Below are 19,796 nucleotides of genomic sequence, written 5' to 3'. Positions count from 1 at the left end.
GGGGTACGATGCTCCCTTTGCACCGAAGTCAGAAGCATCCGACAACACCTCGAAAAGACTGGTCAAAGTCAAGCGGGCCACATCAACGCAGCACGCTGACCCAGTCAGTAGACTCGTCGGGTTTGCCGACGACTGGCCGTCCGCACGGGCTGCCATCAGCGCTTATCAACGACCGGGGACACGATGACGACCAAGACCAGCAGCCAGACCGCCCAGACCCTGCAGGACCAGGAAATCTCAGGCGAAGTGCTTCTCGAAAAATACGCCAAGGGCACCGAACAGACGCTCGCCGACGTGCGCGGGCGCATCGCACGCGCGCTGGCGGCGGTCGAACCGGAAGACCAGCGCGCCAAGTGGGAGGCCAAATTCCTCGCCGCACAGGAAGCTGGTTTCGTCCCCGCCGGTCGCATCAACTCGGCCGCCGGCACCACGCTGGCCGCCACGCTGATCAACTGCTTCGTGCAACCTGTGGGTGATTCGATCACCGAAGAATCCGATGGCCGTCCCGGCATCTACACGGCGCTCTCACAGGCTGCCGAAACGATGCGGCGCGGTGGTGGCGTCGGCTACGACTTTTCCAGCATCCGTCCGGTGGGCGCCCTGGTTCGCGGCACGCAATCGCGTGCATCCGGGCCGGTGTCGTACATGCGCGTATTCGACCGCTCGTGCGAAACGGTCGAATCGGCCGGCGCGCGGCGTGGTGCGCAGATGGGCGTGCTGCGCTGCGACCACCCGGACATCGAGGCCTTCATCCACGCCAAGGACCAGGGCGATCTGTCGAACTTCAACATTTCGGTCGGTGTGACCGATGCTTTCATGAGCGCCGTGGAAGCGGACGCCGAAGTGGAACTCGCGCACCGCGCCGAACCGTCCGCCGACCTGCGCGCCAATGGCGCCTACCAGCGCGAAGACGGTCAATGGGTGTATCGCAAGGTTCGCGCGCGCGAGCTGTGGGACCAGGTCATGCGTTCGACCTACGACCACGCCGAGCCGGGCATCCTGTTTCTCGATCGCATCAATCGCGACAACAACCTGTACTACTGCGAAACCATCGAAGCGACCAACCCGTGCGCGGAACAACCGCTGCCGCCGTACGGTTGCTGCTGCCTGGGCTCGATCAATCTCACGCATTTCGTCAACGAGCCTTTCACCGCGCGCGCAAAGTTCGACGCGGAGGCCTTCGGACAAGTCGTCGCCACCTCGGTCCGCATGCTCGACAACGTGCTGGAAGCCACGCACTGGCCGCTGCCGCAGCAGCATCAGGAGGCGATGAACAAGCGTCGCGTCGGGCTGGGCTTCACGGGTCTGGGCGATGCGCTCATCATGCTCGGCCTGCGCTACGACACGACGGAAGCGCGCGCCAAGGCCTCCGAGATCAGCGCGCTGATGCGTGACAAGGCCTATCTGGCGTCGGTCGATCTGGCGCGCGAACGTGGCGCCTTCCCGCTCTTCAACGCCGACATGTATCTGTCGGGCGGCAATTTCGCTTCGCGCTTGCCGGCCGAAGTGAAGGACCAGATCCGCAAGCACGGCATCCGCAATTCGCATCTGCTGTCGATCGCCCCCACCGGCACGATTTCGCTGGCCTTTGCCGACAATGCTTCCAACGGCATCGAACCGCCGTTCTCGTGGACCTATACGCGCAAGAAGCGCATGGCCGACGGCACGCACAAGGAATACGCAGTCGAAGACTACGCGTGGCGCCTGTACCGCCATCTCGGCGGCAACGTCGACGCCCTGCCGCCGGCGTTCGTCACCGCGCTGGAAATCTCCGCGCAAGCCCACAAGGACATGGTGGCGGCGGTCGCCCCGTACATCGACACGTCGATTTCCAAGACCGTGAACGTGCCGGAGGACTATCCGTACGCTGATTTCGAAGACCTCTATCTGGCCGCGTGGAAAGCAGGCCTCAAGGGTCTTGCGACGTATCGCCCGAACAACGTGCTGGGCTCGGTGCTGTCGGTCGACACCAACAAGTCGGCCGAGAAAAGGTCCCCGCACGACGTGGAGCTTTCGGCTAACCGCCGGCTCACCATCCCCGCCCTGCCCGCCCCCGTGCTGGCAAGCCTGCGCTGGCCGGGGCGCCCGGCTCTGCCCGATGGCAACACGGCCTGGACGTACATGCTGGAGAGCCCCTACGGCCAGTTCGCCATCTTCGTCGGCCAGGCGGCCAGCGCCGATGGCGGCGTACATCGGAATGGCGGCGCCTTCCCGTTCGAGGTGTGGGTCAATGGCGCGGACCAGCCGCGCGGCCTCGGGGCGGTCGCCAAGACCTTGTCGATGGACATGCGTGCCAACGATCGTGCATGGCTCAAGCTCAAGCTCGAAACGCTGGCCCGCACGGTGGGCGAATCGTCGTTCGACCTGCCCTTCCCGCCGCATGGCGAACACAAGCGCGTGCCGGGCGTGGTGTCGGCTTTCGCACAGATCGTGCGTTATCGCTGCGAGAAGCTCGGCGCCTTCGACCACGAAGGCCCCACGCCGGTGCTGGATGCCGCATTCAGCGCGCAGGAACCGCGCACCGGCACCGACGGCACCCTGTCGTGGACGGTCGATATCAGCAATCCGGCCAGCGGCGAAGAGTTCGTGCTGGGGCTGAAGGAAATCACTCTGCCCGATGGCGTCACGCGTCCGTACTCGATGTGGCTGTCCGGCAATTACCCGCGTGCGCTCGACGGACTTGCATCCTTGCTGTCGCTCGACATGCGCGTGGTCGATCCGGGCTGGATCGGCATGAAACTGCGCAAGTTGCTCAACTATCCGGAACCGCTGGGCGACTTCATGGCTTTCGTACCGGGCACGCGCCGCCAGCAGAACTGGCCGTCGACGGTGGCCTACCTGGCGCGCCTCATCATCCATCGCTACGCCATGCTCGGCGTGCTGGACGAAGAAGGCCTGCCGGTGCGCGAAATGGGCATTCTCGAAGTGCCGCGCAAGAGCGAAGAGGCGCAGCTCATGCAAGGCGGCCTGTGCAACGAATGCGGCAATCACGCCGTGATCCGCAAGGACGGCTGCGATTTCTGCACGGCCTGCGGTGCCGTAGGCACTTGTGGCTGACGCGGTAGCGTTAATCGCACACTAAAAAGCCCCGCCAACGCGGGGCTTTTTGTTTGGGCCTGCTTCTTGATCGTTCGGCAACGATCAATTTGACGAAACCGGTCTCATCAAATACCAGCAAGCAATTGATTAATAAACAACTCTGTCGGCGATTTTGACAGATCGGGCAAAAACGAAAATGCCAGTCACGCGAATCGCGCGATAAAACAATACATTGCGAAAATCAGCACGCGCCTTGCTTAGGGGCTCATACCCGCTTGCATCCATAGGAGTAAGAACATGAGCCCAAGATCCATACCGTTGGCCGTGGCGCTCGCTTTATCGGGTATGGCCATTCAGGCGCAAGCAGTGCCGGTTGTGTTCAGTACGGCGCCCGGCGCGGTCGCTGCCTCCGTCAGTTTCGATGTCTCCGGCAATCAATTGCTCATCCGGCTGACCAACACCGGGACGGGCGACCCGTCCTCGCCGTCGCAGATACTGACTGGCGTCATCTTCAATATCGTCGGCAATCCGACGCTGACCGCCGTATCGGCCATCCTTGCGCCGGGCAGTTCAGTCATCCACGGTCCGGCCGTTCCTACCGATCCGGGCGGAGCCGTCGGCGGCGAATGGGCCTATGACAATCAGCTCGGTGGCGGCTTTGCCGGCAAACAGTCGGTTTATTCGTCAGGGTATTTCAGTGGCAACAACCTGTTCGGCGGCACCAACCTGCAAGGGCCGGACAGCGTGGACGGTATCCAGTACGGCATCACGACGCTCAGCGATACGACCGCCAACGACAACGGCGGCATCGACACCGCCGGCCTCATCAAGAACGCGGTGGACTTCGTCCTGACCGGGCTGCCGCAGGGATTCACACTGGGCATGATCAGCAATGTGTCGTTCCAGTACGGCACCAGCCTGACAGAACCCAATATCGTCGCAAACTGCACGCCCAACTGCCCCCGCACCACGCAGTTGCCTGAGCCGGCATCGCCCGCATTGCTCGGACTGGGACTGGCCGCGGCAGCCGCTGTTGGAATGCTGCGCCGCCGCGGCGCGCGCACCTGAACCGGCCGATCGCGATGCGGCGAGCCGCACTCCGCACCTTGCCCGCCGTGCACAGGCGGGACAGGTGCGATCGCGCCCAGCAGCGTATCGAGCCGTCATGTCCGCCGGCATCGCGCCGCCTCCGCTCAGCGCCGGCGCGCTGTCGACATCCCTTTCATTGCGTCCCCCGACCGCGCCGTCTCCCGCCCTTCTAGCCGACTATTCGAGCAGTGCGACCGCCTTGACCTGTGCCCACACCTGCGCGCCCACGGTCAGGCCCAGTTGATCCGCTGCGCGACGCGTGATGCGCGCCACTAACGGCACGCCACCGGCATCCAGTGCGAGCAGGCATTGCGCCGGATCGTCGGCTGGTGCAATGCCGGCCAACGTACATGCAAAGCGGTTCTGGATGCTGGAGTCATGCACAGCCGAATGCGCCACGCTTACGTCGCGCGCGAGAATGCGCACCCGCACCGCACGGCCGATCGGGAACGGACGTTCCGACACCCACAGTTCGCCTCCCGCAAAACCCAGTTGCGTGAGGTGCCAGTCAGCATCGTGGCCGAGCACGTGCGTTTCGATCACCACACCAGCGTCCTGGTTGCGCGCCAGGGGCAGGTCGAGCCGTGCCAGCGTACTGTCGAGCGGGCCGCTGCTCGTGACCCGGCCCTGCTCCATCAACACCAGGTGATCGGCCAATCGCGCGGCTTCTTCGATCTGGTGCGTCACGTACAGCACGGGGATGTCCAGTTCATCGTGCAGCGCTTCGAGATACGGAAGGATCTCTTCCTTGCGCGCAGCGTCCAGCGCCGACAGGGGTTCATCCATCAGCAGCAGCCGCGGACGCGTGAGCAAGGCGCGCGCGATCGCAACGCGCTGGCGCTCGCCGCCCGACAAGCCTGCCGGACGTCGGCTCAGGAGAGGGTCAATGCCAAAGCGCTGCGCCATGCGAAGGATGTCGTCCTGCCCCGCCGAACCGAGTGCGCGCTTCATGCCGTATGCAAGATTGGCGCGCACGTCCAGGTGGGCAAACAGGCTTGCCTCCTGGAACACGTAACCGACGCTGCGCTGCCACGTCGGCACGAAATGTCCGTTGTCGTCCTGCCAACAGTCGCCGTTGAGCGCGATGCGGGCGCGAGGCGCGCGTTCGAGGCCGGCCACGCAGCGCAGCAGTGTCGTTTTGCCGGAGCCCGAATGTCCGAACAGCACCGTGACGCCACGGCCCGGCAGGCGCAGGTCGACGTCGAGCGAAAAATCGGCAAACGCGTGGCGGACAGCGATGGAAAGTTCTTCGCTCATGCGCCTCTCCAGCGCGAATCCGGATTGAGCGTATACAGCGCCAGCAGCACCAGGAACGAAAACGCGACCATGCCGCCGGCCAGCCAATGCGCCTGCGCGTATTCCAGCGCTTCGACATGATCGAAGATCTGCACCGAGACCACGCGCGTCTGCCCGGGAATGTTGCCGCCGATCATCAGCACCACGCCGAACTCACCCACCGTGTGGGCAAAGCCCAGGATGGCGGCAGTCAGGAAACCTGGGCGCGCCAGTGGCACCACCACCGACCAGAATGCGTCCCACGGCGAGGCGCGCAGGGTCGCCGCGACTTCGCGCGGACGCGTTCCGACGGCTTCGATGGCGTTCTGGATCGGCTGCACCACGAAGGGCATCGAATAGAAAGTCGATGCCACCACCAGCCCCCAGAACGTGAACGGCAGGAGCCCCAACCCGCTTGCCTGCGTCAGCCTGCCGATAAAGCCGTGCGGTCCCATCAGCAGCAACAGATAGAAACCCAGCACGGTCGGCGGCAAGACCAATGGCATCGACACCAGTGCGCTCACCGCGCCGCGCAGACGCGACCGGGTATTGGCCAGCCACCACGCCAGCGGCGTTCCCATCACCAGCAACAGAGCAGTGACGGTGAGCGCCAACCGCAGGGTCAGCCAGATCGCCGACCAGTCATGGGACTCCAGCATCTGTCCTCCCCGATCAGAAGTCGTAGCCGAAAGACTTGATCACGGCCTGCGCCTTCTCGCCCTTCAGATACTTGAGCAGCGCCTCGGCCGCCGGCTTGCCTGCGCCGTTGGAGAGCAGGATCGCGTCCTGGCGGATCAGCGAATAGTCAGCCTGCGGCACCACCCAGGCCGATCCCGACTTGAGCGCGCCATCCTGCCACACCTGCGACAGCGCGACGAAACCGAGTTCCGCGTTGCCCGTGCTCACGAACTGGAATGCCTGCGAGATGTTCTCGCCCTGCACGACCTTGGGTTGCAGGCTGTCGAAGACGCCGAGCTTCTTCATCACTTCCACGCCAGCCGCACCGTACGGCGCGGTCTTCGGATTGGCGATCGACAACTTGGCGAAATCGCCGCGCTTGAGCACCTCACCTTTATCGTCGACATAGCCCGGCCTGGCGCTCCACAACACGAGCTTGCCGATGGCATAGGTGAAGCGCGAGCCCTTCACGCCCGCGCCTTCGGCTTCGAGCCTGGCGGGCGTTTCGTCATCGGCGGAAAGGAACACCTCGAACGGCGCACCGTTCTTGATCTGCGCATAGAACGCGCCCGTCGCGCCCGTCGATACGATGGCCTTGTGCCCGGTGTCCTTTTCGAAATCGGCAGCGATCTTCTGCATCGGCGCGGTGAAATTGGCCGCCACGGCCACCTTCACTTCCGCGGCCGCGGCTAGACCGGTCCAGGCCGTCAGGGCCAGCACGACATACAGCTTCTTCATCACGGACACCTTTCTTGAGAGGGACACCATCAATCGAATGCGCACAGCATCACGCTCGATGCCTTGAACACCGCACAGGCTCGCGTGCCTTCGCGCAAGGCAAGCTCGTGGAGCGATTCGCGCGTGATCAGCGCGCTCACTGTGCGGCCGGCTGGCAGGGCCAGCACCACGTCGACCGACACCGGGCCTTCGTGCACGCGCACGACCTCTCCCCACAATTGGTTGCGGGCGGAAATCCGCGTGCTGTCATCGGTCATGAGGATCACCGCCGAGGCATTCACCCATGCGTGCAACTCGCGCCCCAGTCCGAGCTGCAATTGCTCGGCGCCTTCGCGCGAGATCTGCGCGACGATCTCGTGCGTGCCGTCGAAACGGATGCCGACTTCCACCGTCACCTCGCCGGCGCGCAGCGTCGTCACCGGCCCGACGAACTGATTGCGGGCGCTGGGCGTGACACCCACGCTGCGCAACAGGCGGCGCATCGTCTGCGGATCTTCGGCGGCCGGATCGTCGAGCGAAGCCACCACGCGATCGAGCGCACGCTGGGTCTCGGCTTCCATCGCGCGATACAACGCGACCACCCGCTTGCCATATGCGGTCAGCGAGGTGCCGCCGCCGTGCTTGCCGCCCACGGCACGCTCGACCAATGGCGAATCGGCGAGATTGTTCATCGCATCGACCGCCTCCCAGGCCGCCTTGTATGACAGCGGTACGGCCCGCGCCGCCTGCGAGATCGAGCCATGCAATTCGATCGCTTCGAGCAGGCGGATGCGCGTGTCGCCCAGGAAACTGCCACCACCAAGGTCCACGCCGAAACGGCCAATCATCTTCTGGGTCATGCCTCGCCACCATGCTGCGCCGAAAACCGCTATATTCTCATGTAAATAGCGATATCAAGCCAAGTCCACGATTCGAAATACCGTTCACATTGAATCCCTATGGTTGCGTCATCCCGGGGCCAGCCAATACGCTGATGGACATTCGTCGCAGCTCAACGTGAAAGGCCGCCGCATGAAAATCAGCGCCCGCAACATCTTTGAAGGGACCGTCAGCGCGCTGGCCCTCGGTCCTGTCAGCGCCGAGGCCGAGATCACCACGGCCGGCGGCAGCAGGCTGGTGGCCACCATCACGCAGGCCAGCGCCACTTCGCTCGGCCTGGCCGTCGGAAAGCCCGTGGTAGCGCTCGTCAAGGCGTCCAGCGTGATGATCATGACCGAAGGCAGCGGCGTGAGACTGTCAGCCCGGAATTGCCTTGCCGGCACCATCACCAAGCTCACGCTCGGTCCCGTCAGCGCGGAAGTAGGCGTCGAACTGGCAGATGGCAACATCGTCTCGGCCAGCATCACGCGCGAGGCGGCGAACGAACTGGGGCTCGCCGTCGGCGCGCCGGCGACGGCGGTCATCAAGGCTTCGTCGGTCATCATCGGCGTCCCTGTCTGACGCGGGGGCCTTCACCACGCTATTGTTTTCGCTACATAGCGCCCGCCGGCAGGATTTCACTCAGGCAAAGGGATATGGCCCTGCAAACGGGCCGGTGAAGGCGAGGTGCGAGACGAACTGCCGCCCGGTCCACCGATGAAGCATGAAGCCCGGCGGCTCCATGATGAACGTCTCCGGCCCGTCGGCGCGCAGGTCGAGCGTGACCTGATGCGCCGGGCTCGGTGCGGTCAGCACGCGACACCCACTGACGGTGGTCTGGATGCTGCGATGCAGGTGCCCGCACAGGATCAGGCGAATCTGCGAATGCCTGGCCACCACTTCCTCGAACGCATCGCGCCCCGTCAGCCCGAGCGCATCCATGAAACCGATGCCCGTCTCGAACGGCGGATGGTGCATCAACACCAGCGTCGGCATCGAAGGCTGCGCGGCGAGCGTTCGTGCCAGCCACGCCAGCCGGCGCGGACATAGCTCTCCGCGGCCTTCTCCCGGCACCACCGTATCGAGCGCCACGACGCGCAATGCGCCGCGCTGCACGACGTAATGCAGGAACTCCTCGTCCTCGAACCAGCCTTGATCGGCGAATGCCGCGCGCATGGCGGCACGTTCGTCGTGGTTACCGGGAATCGCCAGCATCGGCATGCCGAGCGGTTGGAGCAATTCGCGCAGACGACTGTATTCCTCCGGGGCGCCCGTATCGACGAGATCTCCGGTCAGCACAAGCAAGTCGGGGCGTGGAGAAAAGGCAACCAGCGTGCGCACGCAGTCGGCCAGCATGCGCCCTGTGTCGACGATGCCCGAGGCAAGGCCTCCGGCGGGTACGACGTGTGAATCGGAGATCTGGGCAATCAGCATGGTGCCCCCTTCGAGATCGGCGGGCCACGCGGTGCGCGGCCCTAGTGGTTGGCCGCCCGCAGTGCGTTGAGTGCGGCCAGCCTGTCTTGCAGCGATTGCGGCGGCGGCAGCTTCGACAGCAGCCAGATGATCGCGGCGTTCAGGCGTTCGGGAGAAAACCCGGCGCTGAAGGCATACAGGCTCGCGCCGTGCACGACGATGCGCAACGCGAGGACTTCGGCATCGCTCCCATCGTCGCCATCGCTGCCAAGCATCTGGCCGAGCGCGCGATCCATGATGGGTTCAAGCGATTGCAGCAAGCGGCGATCCCCACGCGCGGCCATCCACAGTTCGAGCAGGGCAACGGTCGATGCCGAAGGCGGCTTGTCTCGCATGCTCATCAATACAAGGTACAGGCGCTCACGCGCGGGCAACGGGCCCAGAGGCGCCAGGCGCGCGGCCTGTCCGGCCACGACGTTCTCGGCAAAAGCGGGCAGCAAATCGTAGCGCCCGGCCGGAAAGTGATAACGCAGCGCGCCCCGGCTCAGTCCGCTCTGCTGGCACAGGTATTCCTCGCTGAGCGCGGCGTAGCCTTCGCTGGCGAGGATCTTTGCGGTGACGTCGAGCAGGAGCTGGCGGGTTGAATCCGCGCGCGGTTGGGGAGGCACCATGACGCGATTCTAGCGTCACGCGCCGCAGGCGGATCGCACCGTCACGGTTGAGCCCACCTTCATAAAAGATACATTTCCGTATGTTTTGATGCGGGCCTTCCAACACCGCGGAGAGAGCCCCGTGAAACTGAAACACCTCGCACTGGCCATGTCGGCCTGCGCCCTTGCCACGCCCGCGTTCGCCCTGAACATCGTGCTGACCAACGACGACGGCCTGACGAGCAACGTCAAGGCGTTGTACGAAGCACTCAAGGCCCAGGGCCACGACGTCATCGTGTCGGTGCCCTGCACCGGCCAGAGCGGTATGGGGGCTGCGGTCAAGTACTTCACCCCGCTCACCCCATTGTCGACGTCCAACGCCGACAGCAAGACCGGCGGCTGCCTGAACGGCGCGGCTTCGGCCGGCGACCCGGGCGCCGGGGCGATGACCCGATCGGGCTTCACCAACGGTGACTATTACTACGTGAACGGCACGCCGGTCATGGCCACCATGTACGGTCTGGACGTGGTCGCCATCAAGCGCTGGAACAAGGCGCCCGACCTGGTCCTGTCGGGCCCGAACGAAGGCCAGAACGTAGGCAGCATCGTCAATGGCTCGGGCACCGTCAGCAACGCCCAGTTCGCCGCCGCACGCGGCCTGCCCTCGATCGCCCTGAGCGCCGACGCCACCACCGCCGACAACACCGGTCTGGCGAATGCGGCGTCCGTCACCGTCGCCAGGCTCACGCTGACCCTGCTCGACGCGCTGCGCGCCAAGGCCGGTTCGAGCGCCCTGCTGCCGGCAGGCGTAGCGCTGAACGTGAACTTCCCCAAGGATCTGAGCAATCCGTCGTGGGCCTTCACGCGCTTTGGCACCTACGACCTCTACCAGATGAAGTTCGTCGCTGATCTGTCGACCGACCCCATCGCCAAGGCCTACGGTCTGGGCAGCTACCCCTACCCGGGCGTCTCGATGAGCAACGCTACCGCCACGCCGGATGCCACCCAGGCTGATAACGAAGCGGTCGTCTCGCAAACCAGGATTTCGGTGACCGCCATGCAGATCGGCTTCGAACACAAGCCGCAAGGCCAGGCATGGCTGCGCCTGCGTCTGCGTGACCTCATCAAGTGAGGCTCGCCATGAACAAGACCTCTCTGGCCGCGAGCGCAATGCTGTGCCTCGCACTGGCTGCCTGCGACGACAACGGCAACGACAGCGATGCGAGCAATGCGCAATCGTCCTCTGCGCCGTCGGTATCGGTCGCCGACCTGTCGCCGGGCACCTACGCCGTCGTCATGGGTGAAGAATCCGCGCCGGTCCTCGGCCAGTACTACAGCGCGGCGGATGGTTCGCGCACGCTGATCGTCGATGACGCCAACGCGCTCGCGACGGCCATATATCGCCGCACGACCGATGGCAAGTGGTCGCGCACGCCGGCAGCATCCAGCGACACCAGCGTCAGCTTTCTGCGCAGCAGCGCGGTTGCGAACAAGACGATGGAGCTGGCGGCGCTCGCGGGGAGCTACGTGGCGTCGGTGGATGGCAAGGCTGCGGCCTTTGCGCTTACGGCGGATGGCAGGATCGCTGCCATCGGCACCGGCGCCTGCCGCATCGGCGGCACGATCGGCACCGAAGTCGTACAGGGTGCCCGCAAGCTGTCGCTGAGCACCAGCGGCTGCGCACTGCCGGCCAGCCTGGACGGCCTGATCATCGGCGACGCGGACTATGCGCCGGCGGTTCTGCGGCTGGTGCTGGACGACGGCAGCAAGCTGTCGGAACTGTGGGCTTACGCCGAGTAGGCAGAGGCCCATGGAGGACGGGCGCGGCAGCGCCCGTCGCCTGCATTCCCTAGCGTTTGTCGATGACGGGCATCCAGCCCGGTTCCGGATTGAACACGGTCATGCGACTGGCGATGCTGGCGGTCTTGGCGCCGAGATCGCGTTCGAGCACGACCCCTTCCTGGTTCACCATGAACGTCTTCACGCCGGACAGCCCGTACTGCGCCGGATAGGCGATGACGGCAAAGCCGCCGACATCGCTCCCCGTCACGTATTTTTCTGCGCCACCGATGGCGAGCGGCCCCTGGGCGCCGAGCATCCTGAAGCGATACCCGTGATACGGCTGTCCCTGGTGGCGCGCGGTATAGCCCTCGGCCTGCGCGTCGGCCACCAGCGGACCGAGCGGGCTTGGCGGCTGGCCCTCCGCGGCGGGCCAATAGAGGCCGTCGCGCTTGCCGGGCGTGCTGGCAAAGCGTGTGGCATAGCCGCGCATGTTGTCGCCGCGCTTCATCAACGCGTATTCGCGTTGCGCATCGACGATGGCACGCAACACTTCGATCGTCGACAACTCGTTCATGCCGACACGCCGATTGATGAGTTCTTCCTTGCCCTCGGCGCCATCGAAGCGCCATCCGCCCGGAGTGAGCAGGATGGGGAACGAAAACGGATACTGTTCTTTGCCGACGATGAGCGTGGCGCGCTTCTCGTCTTCCTTGCGGATGGTGTGCTGCACGTCGTAGGCAGTCACGAAGTTCCCCCACTGACGACGGTCCGTCGGGCCGTCCCCGGTGAGCACCCAATTGCGCGAATCGGCGCCGAGAATGGCCACCACGGCTTTCACGTCCGCCGCCTTTACGCTGGAGACCAGGGCCTCGGCGGCGGCTTCGGGCGTGGGAAAAGCGCGCCCCATGTTGCTGGCGGCGGAAACTGGCAGCGCGAGCGCGATGCAGGCGGCCCACAACAGCGCGCGCGTAAGGCGAATGCTTCGGGACAGAGTATCGAGGGTCATGGGTTCATCCATTCGATATGCGTTTGATATGTCGCCCACACTCAGCGACGGCGTCCGCCGCCGCCACCACCGGCACGCATGCCGCCACGGCTGGCGCTGCCACGACTGCTGAAATCGTGGGCCCGGGCGCCTGAACTGACGCCACCGAAGGCAGAGCCACGGTCGGCCTGCGAGGCCCGCGCCCCGCCACCGCGGTCGGCGCGGCTGCTCAGATCGGAGGTCGTGGCACGATTGCCAGCACCGCCCCGGTCTCCGACGCCCCCTCGATCTCCGACGCCACCCCGGTCTCCGACGCCACCTCGGTCTCCGACACCGCCACGATCTCCGACACCGCCGCGATCTCCGACACCGCCGCGATCTCCAACACCGCCGCGATCTCCGACGCCGCCACGGTCTCCAACACCGCCGCGGTCTCCAACACCGCCGCGGTCGCCGGCGCCTCCGCGATCAAAGTTCTGCCCGAGTTCCTGCCGGCCCGATTCCGCGCGGCCCCGGAATTCGTCTCTCGAGCGCGCGTCGCGGGTCTGCGAATTGCCAAAGCGCTGCTGTGCACCGGAGTTCTCGTACGGCACGCCCCGGCGCCGATCGGTGTTGTGCTTCCAGTCGCCGTTCTGGATGTTGTTGACGTTGTTGCGGTCGAAGTGATTGACCTGGTTGTAGCGATTGACGTTGATATTCACATCGCCGCGCCCCCAGTTGCAGCCGCCCCACAGCCACCCGCCCACCGCAACGCCGACGGCGAACGAGAAGAACGCCGTGCCGGCCACGTAGCCTGGCGGGTAGTAATAGTAGGGGGGCGGCGCCGGATACGGCCACGTGCCGTACACCACCGCCGGGTTGTAGGTGGGCACGTACACCACCTCGGGGTTGGCCTGCTCGATCTTGATGACCGTCGTGCCGCCTTCGTTGGCGGTCGACACCGTCTGCTCCTTGCTGCTGGTGAGCGAGCCGGCCGCCTGCGCCTTGGTGCGCAGGCGCTGCACGGTATCCATGACCTGCTTCTGCTGGCCGAGGAAGGCGTCGCCCAGCTTCTGCGTCCAGTCGAGCTTTTCGCTCATCATGTCGAGCACGGTCGGGAATGCTGTCAGCGATTTGACACTCGGGTCCCACGGCTGCTTGGCCATGGCATCCTCGAGCGCCTTGTCTTCGACCTTGGGGTTCGCCTTGCGCCATCGGGCGGCTTCGACCACGTCCAGCGGATAGGTCGCCGCCATCAGAATCTGGGCAAGCAGCGCGTCCGGATGCAGCGCGATGGGCGCGAGCAGTTCATCGAGTTCCTGCTGCGAAAAGACTTTGCCCGAAGGCTGGGCCGCATTGCCAGCGGCCGACGACGCGGCCCCCTGCGTCTGCGCAATGGAAAGCAGCGGATTGGCGCCGGTCAGCGCCACCGCGCCCGAGACCACGATCGAAAGAAGCCGTGAAGGCCACGAGGGCATGCCCAATCCTCCTTGTGTCGCGCGAGCGTTCAGAGAAGCGGTATTGAGGCCAACCTGAGTGGCTGATCTTCGCATGGCGCATTCGATCAGGCGCACCGGACCTGCCCGCAATCGCCGGGGCAGCGCTGTCATTCTAGGAACAGAAAAGCCGGGATTCCACCCGAAGACTCACCGCCCAAAGGGCACGGACGGGCTCGCGTTGCCGCGTGATCGCATGCAAAACCAATTGTTCGTGCAATGCGTCATCCACTCGCACGGCATGGACGCCTCGGGGCCGCAACCATGACGCCCGCATCGGGGAAAATCGCTTCCGTGATGAATTTCGCATCCCCTTGGCGTTGTCTTCTGCCGAGCCACAAGCCGCCAGGAATACGTCGACCACCACTGCGCCCCTGATCTGCCTGACCCACCTTCCCGATGACCCGCGGCAGGGATGAGACCGGACGAGCCGCACGCGGTGGGCCTCGAAACGCACAAGCTCCTCATGCACGGCGTGGGACCCGCGCGGGTGTGTCGCTGACGCGCAGCGCTTCAGTCGGCGCGCGGCAGCCAGAAGGTGAAAGTGCTGCCCTGCCCCGGTCCTTCGCTGAACGCCTCGAGGCGCCCGCCATGAAGTTCGGCGATGCGCCGCACCAGGGCGAGCCCGATGCCGAGGCCGCCGTGCGGTCTTTTTTCCGCGCCGGGCGCCTGCGCGAACATGTTGAAGATCGTCGCCATGGCTTCGGGCGTGATGCCTTCGCCATTGTCGGTCACGGTGATCGACACGCCGTCGGCTTCCGCCGCGACCGCCAGCGTGATGCAGCCACCGACGGGCGTGTAGCGTGCCGCGTTGTTGAGCAGATTGCTCAGTGCCTGCGTCAGCCGGACGATGTCGCCGTTGAGTACGATGAGTTGATCGGGTATCTGCACCTCCAGTCGATGGCGGCGCGCTTCGATCTGCGGCTGCGATGTCTCCAGGGCCCGCGCGAAGACTTCCTGCACGGTGACCGGCTGGCAATGCAGACTCAATTTGCCGCTGCGGATGCTGGCGGCATCCATCAGGTCGCTCACCAGCGCAGACAACAACGCGTTCTGCCGATCGATGATGTCCAGCGACGAATACATGCGCGCGTGATCGCCCGGTTCGATGTGGCGCAGGACCTGCGACGCCAGCCGCAAGGGCATCAGTGGATTGCGCAGTTCATGCGCCAGCGTGGCGAGGAATTCGTCCTTGCGGCGGTCGGCATCGCGCAGGTCATCGATGAGCATCGCAGTCTGCACCGCTGCGGCGGCAAAGCGCGAAAGACTCGTGAGCACGCGCAAGTCTTCCATGTCGAAACCCTTGCCATCGACATGACTCACCACCCATACCGTCCCGGCCAGGCTCCCTCCGCGCCTGAACGGCGCCAGCAGGACCTCCCGCACCGGCGCATGCAGACGGCCGACATAGGGGAAATGCCGCTCGGGCGAGCGCATCAGCAGCGCTTCGCCGCGATCGAGGACAGTGCCACAAGGACTGAAGTTGCGCGGCAAGGTGCCATTGAGATAGCGGGCGTACTCGCCGGCAATGGCGATCCAGCGAAAGTGCGGCGCGGCGGTGTCGTTCTCCAGCAGGCTCAAGCCGGCCGAATGCGCGCCGGTGAGTTCGCGTGCCTTATCGACCAGGCATTGGGCGACTTGCGAAGGAGACTCGGCCAGGGTGTCGGCCAGAGCCGTCAACGCTGCGTTTTCAACGGCATAGTCCGGGGCGCGAATGGGGCGCGTGCGCAGAATCGAGGTCGCAATGACATCGTCGAGCGCAACCTCGCCGGGCTGGAAATCGGTATCGGACTGAGCGTCCATGGGCACCTTCGATCGATCGACCAAGCGCCCCTGGAGCCGCCCGTCCGTGACTGCCAACAGTCGTGAAACCACTTTGTACGAGACGCACTGTGCGGACGCCCACCCATCACGTCAAGACGTTCTTGAGGGAATATGGCGACTCGCAATCGCTACGAATCGCGGGCAAACGCAGGCAAAACCCCATCGACTTATGCGCTAACTCGACTCATCCCCTTGCGCGATATGAGAAAATTCTGCGTCGATTTCTGGCAGCACCACGCCACATCGGCCGCCGCGGACGTTGCGCTCACAAGGTTGCACTGCACGCGGCGCGCACACTCCACACCTCGACGCAGTGCATCGCGCCATGCCGACGATGCCGGCCGCCCGACACAAAAGGACAATCGCGATGAACGTACAGGAACTCCTGCAAACGCTGGACGGCTACTTTCGCAACAACCAGGTCGACATGGTCGAGCCCTTCCTGCTCAACCACCTGAACCGGGCCACCGCCGCGCAAGACCACCCAGCCACGCTGACGATCCTGAACGAACTGATGGGCTTCTACCGCGGCATGAGCCGCACCACCGAAGCCGTCGCCGTGGCACAGCGGGCCCTCAACCTGCTCGAAACGCTCGGCTACCAGGGCTCCGTGCCTTACGCCACCACCCTGCTCAACGCGGCCACCGCCTACCGCGCCGACGGACAGACCTCGCGCGCCATCGACGCCTACGACCAAGTCATGTCGATCTACACCGCCAACAAGGTCGAAGACCCCTATCTCGTCGCCAGCCTCTACAACAACATGAGCATCGCCTACCAGGAGCTGGGCGACCACGCGCGTGCCACCAATTACCTGCAGCGCGCGCTGCCGCTGGTCAAGACGATTCCCGGCGGCGAAGCGGACGTGGCCGTCACCTACACCAATCTTGCGCACTCCAAGATCAAGGGCGGCCGGCTGGCCGACGCGCGCGAAGACCTGCTCGAAGCCGTGCGTCTGTTCGAAAGCCAGTCGCACATCAACCCGCACTACGGCGCAGCGCTGGCCGCCCTGGGCGAAATCGCCTTCCGCCAGCAAGACATGCAGCACGCGATCGGCTACTACGAAAGAGCGCTCGCCGCCATCGAAGCGCACTACGGCAAGAACATGTACTACGCCGTGACGCTGGAGAGCCTGGCCGTGGTACTCGAAGACATCGACGCCGCGCGCAGCGCCAACCTCAAGGACGAAGCCGTGCGCATACAGGCTTCTTTCAAGCACTGAACCATGCAGGGACTCGAACTCGCCCGCAGCTACTACGACACCTGGCGCGACACGCTGCTGGCCCCCTTTGCGCCGTGGCGCCATCGCATCGCGGCAGGGCTCGTCGGATACGGCTCGGAGTGCTTTGGCTTCGACGACGAACTGTCGCGCGATCATGATTTCGGTGCCGGCTTCTGCCTGTGGCTCACCGATGAGGACCACGCCCGGATCGGCGAGCCGCTGCAGGCCGCCTACGACGCGCTACCGGCAACGCATGCCGATATACCCGCGCGCGTGACGAACGAACGCAGCGGCAAGCGCGTCGGCGTTTTTTCGATTTCCGGCTTCTACACGGAATTCCTCGGCGCGCCGCAGTTGCCGATCAGCGACGCCGACTGGCTCCAGATTCCCGAAGAGCGCCTGGCGGCCGCCGTCAACGGCGAAGTCTTCGCAGACCCGCTCGGCGAATTTTCGGCGATCCGCGATCGCCTGCAAGCGTATTACCCCGAATCCGTGCGGCGCATCCGGCTGGCCACCGCCGCCGCCAGGATGGCGCAGAGCGGCCAGTACAACCTGCCGCGCGCGCTGGCGCGCAACGAACATGTCACCGCGCTGCTGGCCCAGGCGGAATTCATCCAGCATGCCTGTCGCCTGACCTATGCCGCCAACCGGCGCTACCCGCCTTTCTACAAGTGGCTGCATCGCGGCCTGCGCGGATTACCGCGCCTGAACGGCATGCACGCAAAGCTCGATCAGCTCGCCCGCACCGCGCCGACGGACGCATCCGCACCGATCGAAGATATCTGCGCCACGGCGCTGGCCGAACTCGTCTCGCTCGGTTTTGCGCGACGCGGAGACGCCTTCCTCGAAGCCCACGTCGACACCATTCTTGGCCGCACCCCAGAGGAGAAAACCCCATGAGCATCGTCGACGACATCGTCGCCCTTGAGTGGCGATTCATGACCGTATTGCAGAACGAAGGCGGCCGCGCCAACTGCCAGGACGACTTCGGCACCTTCCAGATCATGCGCAAGAGCCAGTTCCTGTGCTGGGACCCGATGACGCTCGACAGCTATCTGGCCGACCTCACCGAAGCACATCGGGTAGGCCGCAATCTGGTGCAAGAGAAATACGCGCGCATGATGGCCTCCACCGCGCCGGAGGCCTATGCGGCCTTCGCCCACACGCTGCCGCCGCTGAGCGCATGGCAACGCGACACCATCGAAGCCATCATCCGCACCCAGTTGGCATGGCGCGAGGAATTCGCGCGCCAATACCCGCACATGTCGAATCAGGCGCGGCTCATCCACACCGCCGAAGACACGCCCTACGAAACCTCGTTCGAGACCTACCTGCGTGGCGAACTGGGCACCTATTCCGAAGACACGCTGCGCTGCTATCAGACTTTGGTCGAAGGCTACGCCCGCAATGGCCGCAACCTCACCGCCGCCAGCATGACCCAGACTGCCCAGCTCTATGGCTATCGCGATCTGGCCGACGCCGAACACCGCTTGGCCGAAGAATCACGGGCGGGCTGATCGGCTGAATCTACGACGAAGGCGCATCCAGCGAGCGCGACAGCCGGGCGATATCGAGCTCGTTCTGCAGGCCCAGCTTGGCGAGAATCCGGCCCTTGTGCGTACTCACCGTCTTGTGACTGATCGCCAGGCGGCGCGCAAGCTCCTTGCCACGTGCGCCGGACGCGATGGCCTTAAAAATTTCGTACTCGCGCGCCGTCAGGCAATCGAGATGACGGCTGCGTATCGGCGAGCCCACCCGCCAGCATATGTAGCCGTCGGCAACCGCCCGCAACAGCAGCGGCAAGCTCTCGGTCAACGCATCTTCTTCCACGACACCGCTTATCGCCCCGCCGCAGATACGGCCGAGCGCCGGATCGCGCGAGGACGCCGAGATGGCAATGACGTTCGCACTCGTAAAGTCTCGCTGGAACAACCTGCAGACCGCACCCCGGACGAAGATGCCTTCGGCATCCAGATGAAGCAGGACGATGTCGGGAGACAGCGCCATCATCGACGCAACGGCATCCGGCGCCCAGCTTCCGGCCGCCGCAACGCAGAAGCCCGGCAAACTCGCAATCAGCGAAGCGACGCCGAGATTGACGACCGGATAAGCTCCCAGGATCGCGACGCGTTGCATGGTAGAGGCTGTCATTCTCGGGTTTGCTCCACGCGGATCTCCACGCGCCGGTTCGGTTGCAGGCACGCCTTGACGGCATTGCTCGCCGGCCCGGGGCATTGCACCAGCGGCGCGCCACTGCCCACGCCTTGTGCGCGCATCGGCTGCGTCACGCCGTGCGCCTTCAGGTAGGCCATCACGGTGTCCGCGCGGCGTTGCGACAGAGCTGCGTTGTAGGCGTCCGTGCCCAGCCGGTCGGTGTGGCCGACGATGCTCAGCGCCTTGACGGTCTTCACCTTCTGCAAGGTGTCGGCCAGTGCGTCGAGCTTGGCGCGCCCTTCCGGCAACATGTCGGCCGCGCCGCTCTTGTCGAACTTGAAGAGCGCATCCGCCCCGAGGTTGATCACCGGCGGCAGCACTTGCGGCGGCGGGGGCGGGACGGGTTTGTCGGGCGACTTGCAGCTTTCCAGATCGGCTTGCGCGAGCGCCATCTGCCCTTCGACGCCGGCCACTTTCTTCTGCGCGGTCTCGAATGCGCGCGCCCAGGCGTTGTGCCCCGCCCACATGAGGTTCACTTCCTGGCAGGCGATGCGCTTCTGTGCCGGTGGGCAGTTCTGGAAGCGCGGGTCGGCCTTCATCCTGTCGAGGTTCGC

At 65.0% G+C, this 19,796-nt stretch carries 19 protein-coding genes; 8 read left to right on the top strand and 11 right to left on the bottom strand.

The window, feature by feature from the left end; all coding sequences use genetic code 11:
* Positions 1 to 183: 183 nt before the first annotated feature.
* Together ACDA63_RS06015 and ACDA63_RS06010 are read left to right on the top strand one after the other, a co-directional pair.
* Complete coding sequence (locus ACDA63_RS06015) at positions 184 to 3,057, top strand: adenosylcobalamin-dependent ribonucleoside-diphosphate reductase (RefSeq protein WP_373662306.1); 2,874 nt, start codon at positions 184 to 186, stop codon at positions 3,055 to 3,057.
* A 279-nt stretch (positions 3,058 to 3,336) separates the two neighbouring features.
* Entirely contained in the window at positions 3,337 to 4,107 is a 771-nt protein-coding gene (locus ACDA63_RS06010) for an XDD4 family exosortase-dependent surface protein (protein ID WP_373662305.1), read from the top strand.
* Positions 4,108 to 4,305: 198 nt separating this feature from the next.
* Here ACDA63_RS06010 and modC read toward each other — a convergent pair whose 3' ends face one another.
* The 4 genes from modC to ACDA63_RS05990 are packed head-to-tail and all read right to left on the bottom strand — an operon-like array spanning position 4,306 to position 7,658.
* A complete protein-coding gene (gene modC / locus ACDA63_RS06005) occupies positions 4,306 to 5,385 on the bottom strand; it encodes a molybdenum ABC transporter ATP-binding protein (RefSeq protein ID WP_373662304.1) in 1,080 nt (359 codons plus the stop codon).
* Positions 5,382 to 6,062, bottom strand: a complete 681-nt coding sequence (gene modB / locus ACDA63_RS06000) for a molybdate ABC transporter permease subunit (RefSeq protein WP_373662303.1) — start codon at positions 6,060 to 6,062, stop codon at positions 5,382 to 5,384. The genes modC and modB overlap by 4 nt, the downstream gene beginning before the upstream one ends.
* A gap of 13 nt (positions 6,063 to 6,075) precedes the next feature.
* Entirely contained in the window at positions 6,076 to 6,819 is a 744-nt protein-coding gene (gene modA, locus ACDA63_RS05995; protein WP_373662302.1) for a molybdate ABC transporter substrate-binding protein, read from the bottom strand.
* 29 nt (positions 6,820 to 6,848) lie between these two features.
* Positions 6,849 to 7,658, bottom strand: coding sequence for a TOBE domain-containing protein (locus ACDA63_RS05990; RefSeq protein ID WP_373662301.1), 810 nt, complete (start codon positions 7,656 to 7,658; stop codon positions 6,849 to 6,851).
* Positions 7,659 to 7,830: 172 nt separating this feature from the next.
* On the opposite strand from ACDA63_RS05990, the gene ACDA63_RS05985 reads away from it, so the two are divergent.
* Positions 7,831 to 8,259, top strand: a complete 429-nt coding sequence (locus ACDA63_RS05985; RefSeq protein WP_373662300.1) for a molybdopterin-binding protein — start codon at positions 7,831 to 7,833, stop codon at positions 8,257 to 8,259.
* Between the two features lie 60 nt (positions 8,260 to 8,319).
* Here ACDA63_RS05985 and ACDA63_RS05980 read toward each other — a convergent pair whose 3' ends face one another.
* Both ACDA63_RS05980 and ACDA63_RS05975 read right to left on the bottom strand, forming a co-directional pair.
* Positions 8,320 to 9,111, bottom strand: coding sequence for a phosphodiesterase (locus tag ACDA63_RS05980; protein ID WP_373662299.1), 792 nt, complete (start codon positions 9,109 to 9,111; stop codon positions 8,320 to 8,322).
* A 41-nt stretch (positions 9,112 to 9,152) separates the two neighbouring features.
* Positions 9,153 to 9,761 carry a TetR/AcrR family transcriptional regulator gene (locus ACDA63_RS05975; RefSeq protein ID WP_373662298.1) on the bottom strand — a complete coding sequence of 203 codons (609 nt, stop codon included), beginning with the start codon at positions 9,759 to 9,761 and terminating at the stop codon, positions 9,153 to 9,155.
* 121 nt (positions 9,762 to 9,882) lie between these two features.
* Here ACDA63_RS05975 and ACDA63_RS05970 point away from each other — a divergent pair, with 121 nt between their 5' ends.
* Positions 9,883 to 10,872, top strand: coding sequence for a 5'/3'-nucleotidase SurE (locus tag ACDA63_RS05970; protein WP_373662297.1), 990 nt, complete (start codon positions 9,883 to 9,885; stop codon positions 10,870 to 10,872).
* 8 nt (positions 10,873 to 10,880) lie between these two features.
* Positions 10,881 to 11,540, top strand: coding sequence for a hypothetical protein (locus ACDA63_RS05965; protein WP_373662296.1), 660 nt, complete (start codon positions 10,881 to 10,883; stop codon positions 11,538 to 11,540).
* 49 nt (positions 11,541 to 11,589) lie between these two features.
* Here ACDA63_RS05965 and ACDA63_RS05960 read toward each other — a convergent pair whose 3' ends face one another.
* The 3 genes from ACDA63_RS05960 to ACDA63_RS05950 form a co-directional block, all read right to left on the bottom strand.
* Complete coding sequence (locus ACDA63_RS05960) at positions 11,590 to 12,528, bottom strand: DUF2950 domain-containing protein (protein ID WP_373662295.1); 939 nt, start codon at positions 12,526 to 12,528, stop codon at positions 11,590 to 11,592.
* Between the two features lie 41 nt (positions 12,529 to 12,569).
* The gene (locus ACDA63_RS05955; protein ID WP_373662294.1) at positions 12,570 to 13,964 is read right to left on the bottom strand and encodes a DUF3300 domain-containing protein; all 1,395 of its coding nucleotides are present in this window, start codon (positions 13,962 to 13,964) and stop codon (positions 12,570 to 12,572) included.
* A 531-nt stretch (positions 13,965 to 14,495) separates the two neighbouring features.
* Positions 14,496 to 15,785, bottom strand: coding sequence for an ATP-binding protein (locus ACDA63_RS05950; RefSeq protein WP_373662293.1), 1,290 nt, complete (start codon positions 15,783 to 15,785; stop codon positions 14,496 to 14,498).
* 388 nt (positions 15,786 to 16,173) lie between these two features.
* Here ACDA63_RS05950 and ACDA63_RS05945 point away from each other — a divergent pair, with 388 nt between their 5' ends.
* The 3 genes from ACDA63_RS05945 to ACDA63_RS05935 are packed head-to-tail and all read left to right on the top strand — an operon-like array spanning position 16,174 to position 18,545.
* Positions 16,174 to 17,028, top strand: coding sequence for a tetratricopeptide repeat protein (locus tag ACDA63_RS05945; RefSeq protein ID WP_373662292.1), 855 nt, complete (start codon positions 16,174 to 16,176; stop codon positions 17,026 to 17,028).
* Positions 17,029 to 17,031: 3 nt separating this feature from the next.
* Positions 17,032 to 17,928: a DUF4037 domain-containing protein gene (locus ACDA63_RS05940; RefSeq protein WP_373662291.1), complete on the top strand. Its 897-nt coding sequence runs from the start codon at positions 17,032 to 17,034 to the stop codon at positions 17,926 to 17,928.
* On the top strand, positions 17,925 to 18,545 hold the full coding sequence (locus ACDA63_RS05935) for a DUF4125 family protein (protein ID WP_373662290.1): 621 nt from the start codon (positions 17,925 to 17,927) through the stop codon (positions 18,543 to 18,545). The genes ACDA63_RS05940 and ACDA63_RS05935 overlap by 4 nt, the downstream gene beginning before the upstream one ends.
* Positions 18,546 to 18,555: 10 nt before the next feature.
* On the opposite strand, the gene ACDA63_RS05930 is transcribed toward ACDA63_RS05935, so the two are convergent.
* Positions 18,556 to 19,179, bottom strand: coding sequence for a LuxR C-terminal-related transcriptional regulator (locus ACDA63_RS05930; protein WP_373662289.1), 624 nt, complete (start codon positions 19,177 to 19,179; stop codon positions 18,556 to 18,558).
* The coding region (locus tag ACDA63_RS05925) for an OmpA family protein (RefSeq protein WP_373662288.1) at positions 19,176 to 19,796 on the bottom strand (621 nt) is incomplete at its 5' end. The genes ACDA63_RS05925 and ACDA63_RS05930, both read right to left, overlap by 4 nt.

Origin of the sequence: Uliginosibacterium sp. sgz301328, assembly GCF_041807905.1 — a bacterium.
Taxonomy (GTDB): Bacteria; Pseudomonadota; Gammaproteobacteria; order Burkholderiales; family Rhodocyclaceae; genus JBGVSA01.
Note: the sequence above shows the minus strand (reverse complement) of the source record. Positions and strands in the feature narration are given on the sequence as shown.

Coding starts and splice junctions, on each gene's coding strand:
- ACDA63_RS06015 (WP_373662306.1), top strand. CDS start 184: ATGACGACCAAGACCAGCAGCCAGACCGCCCAGACCCTGCAGGACCAG.
- ACDA63_RS05950 (WP_373662293.1), bottom strand. CDS start 15,785: ATGGACGCTCAGTCCGATACCGATTTCCAGCCCGGCGAGGTTGCGCTC.
- ACDA63_RS05990 (WP_373662301.1), bottom strand. CDS start 7,658: ATGACCCAGAAGATGATTGGCCGTTTCGGCGTGGACCTTGGTGGTGGC.
- modA (WP_373662302.1), bottom strand. CDS start 6,819: ATGAAGAAGCTGTATGTCGTGCTGGCCCTGACGGCCTGGACCGGTCTA.
- ACDA63_RS05980 (WP_373662299.1), bottom strand. CDS start 9,111: ATGCTGATTGCCCAGATCTCCGATTCACACGTCGTACCCGCCGGAGGC.
- ACDA63_RS05975 (WP_373662298.1), bottom strand. CDS start 9,761: ATGGTGCCTCCCCAACCGCGCGCGGATTCAACCCGCCAGCTCCTGCTC.
- ACDA63_RS05945 (WP_373662292.1), top strand. CDS start 16,174: ATGAACGTACAGGAACTCCTGCAAACGCTGGACGGCTACTTTCGCAAC.
- ACDA63_RS05930 (WP_373662289.1), bottom strand. CDS start 19,179: ATGACAGCCTCTACCATGCAACGCGTCGCGATCCTGGGAGCTTATCCG.
- ACDA63_RS05935 (WP_373662290.1), top strand. CDS start 17,925: ATGAGCATCGTCGACGACATCGTCGCCCTTGAGTGGCGATTCATGACC.
- ACDA63_RS05940 (WP_373662291.1), top strand. CDS start 17,032: ATGCAGGGACTCGAACTCGCCCGCAGCTACTACGACACCTGGCGCGAC.
- modC (WP_373662304.1), bottom strand. CDS start 5,385: ATGAGCGAAGAACTTTCCATCGCTGTCCGCCACGCGTTTGCCGATTTT.
- ACDA63_RS06010 (WP_373662305.1), top strand. CDS start 3,337: ATGAGCCCAAGATCCATACCGTTGGCCGTGGCGCTCGCTTTATCGGGT.
- ACDA63_RS05985 (WP_373662300.1), top strand. CDS start 7,831: ATGAAAATCAGCGCCCGCAACATCTTTGAAGGGACCGTCAGCGCGCTG.
- modB (WP_373662303.1), bottom strand. CDS start 6,062: ATGCTGGAGTCCCATGACTGGTCGGCGATCTGGCTGACCCTGCGGTTG.
- ACDA63_RS05960 (WP_373662295.1), bottom strand. CDS start 12,528: ATGACCCTCGATACTCTGTCCCGAAGCATTCGCCTTACGCGCGCGCTG.
- ACDA63_RS05955 (WP_373662294.1), bottom strand. CDS start 13,964: ATGCCCTCGTGGCCTTCACGGCTTCTTTCGATCGTGGTCTCGGGCGCG.
- ACDA63_RS05965 (WP_373662296.1), top strand. CDS start 10,881: ATGAACAAGACCTCTCTGGCCGCGAGCGCAATGCTGTGCCTCGCACTG.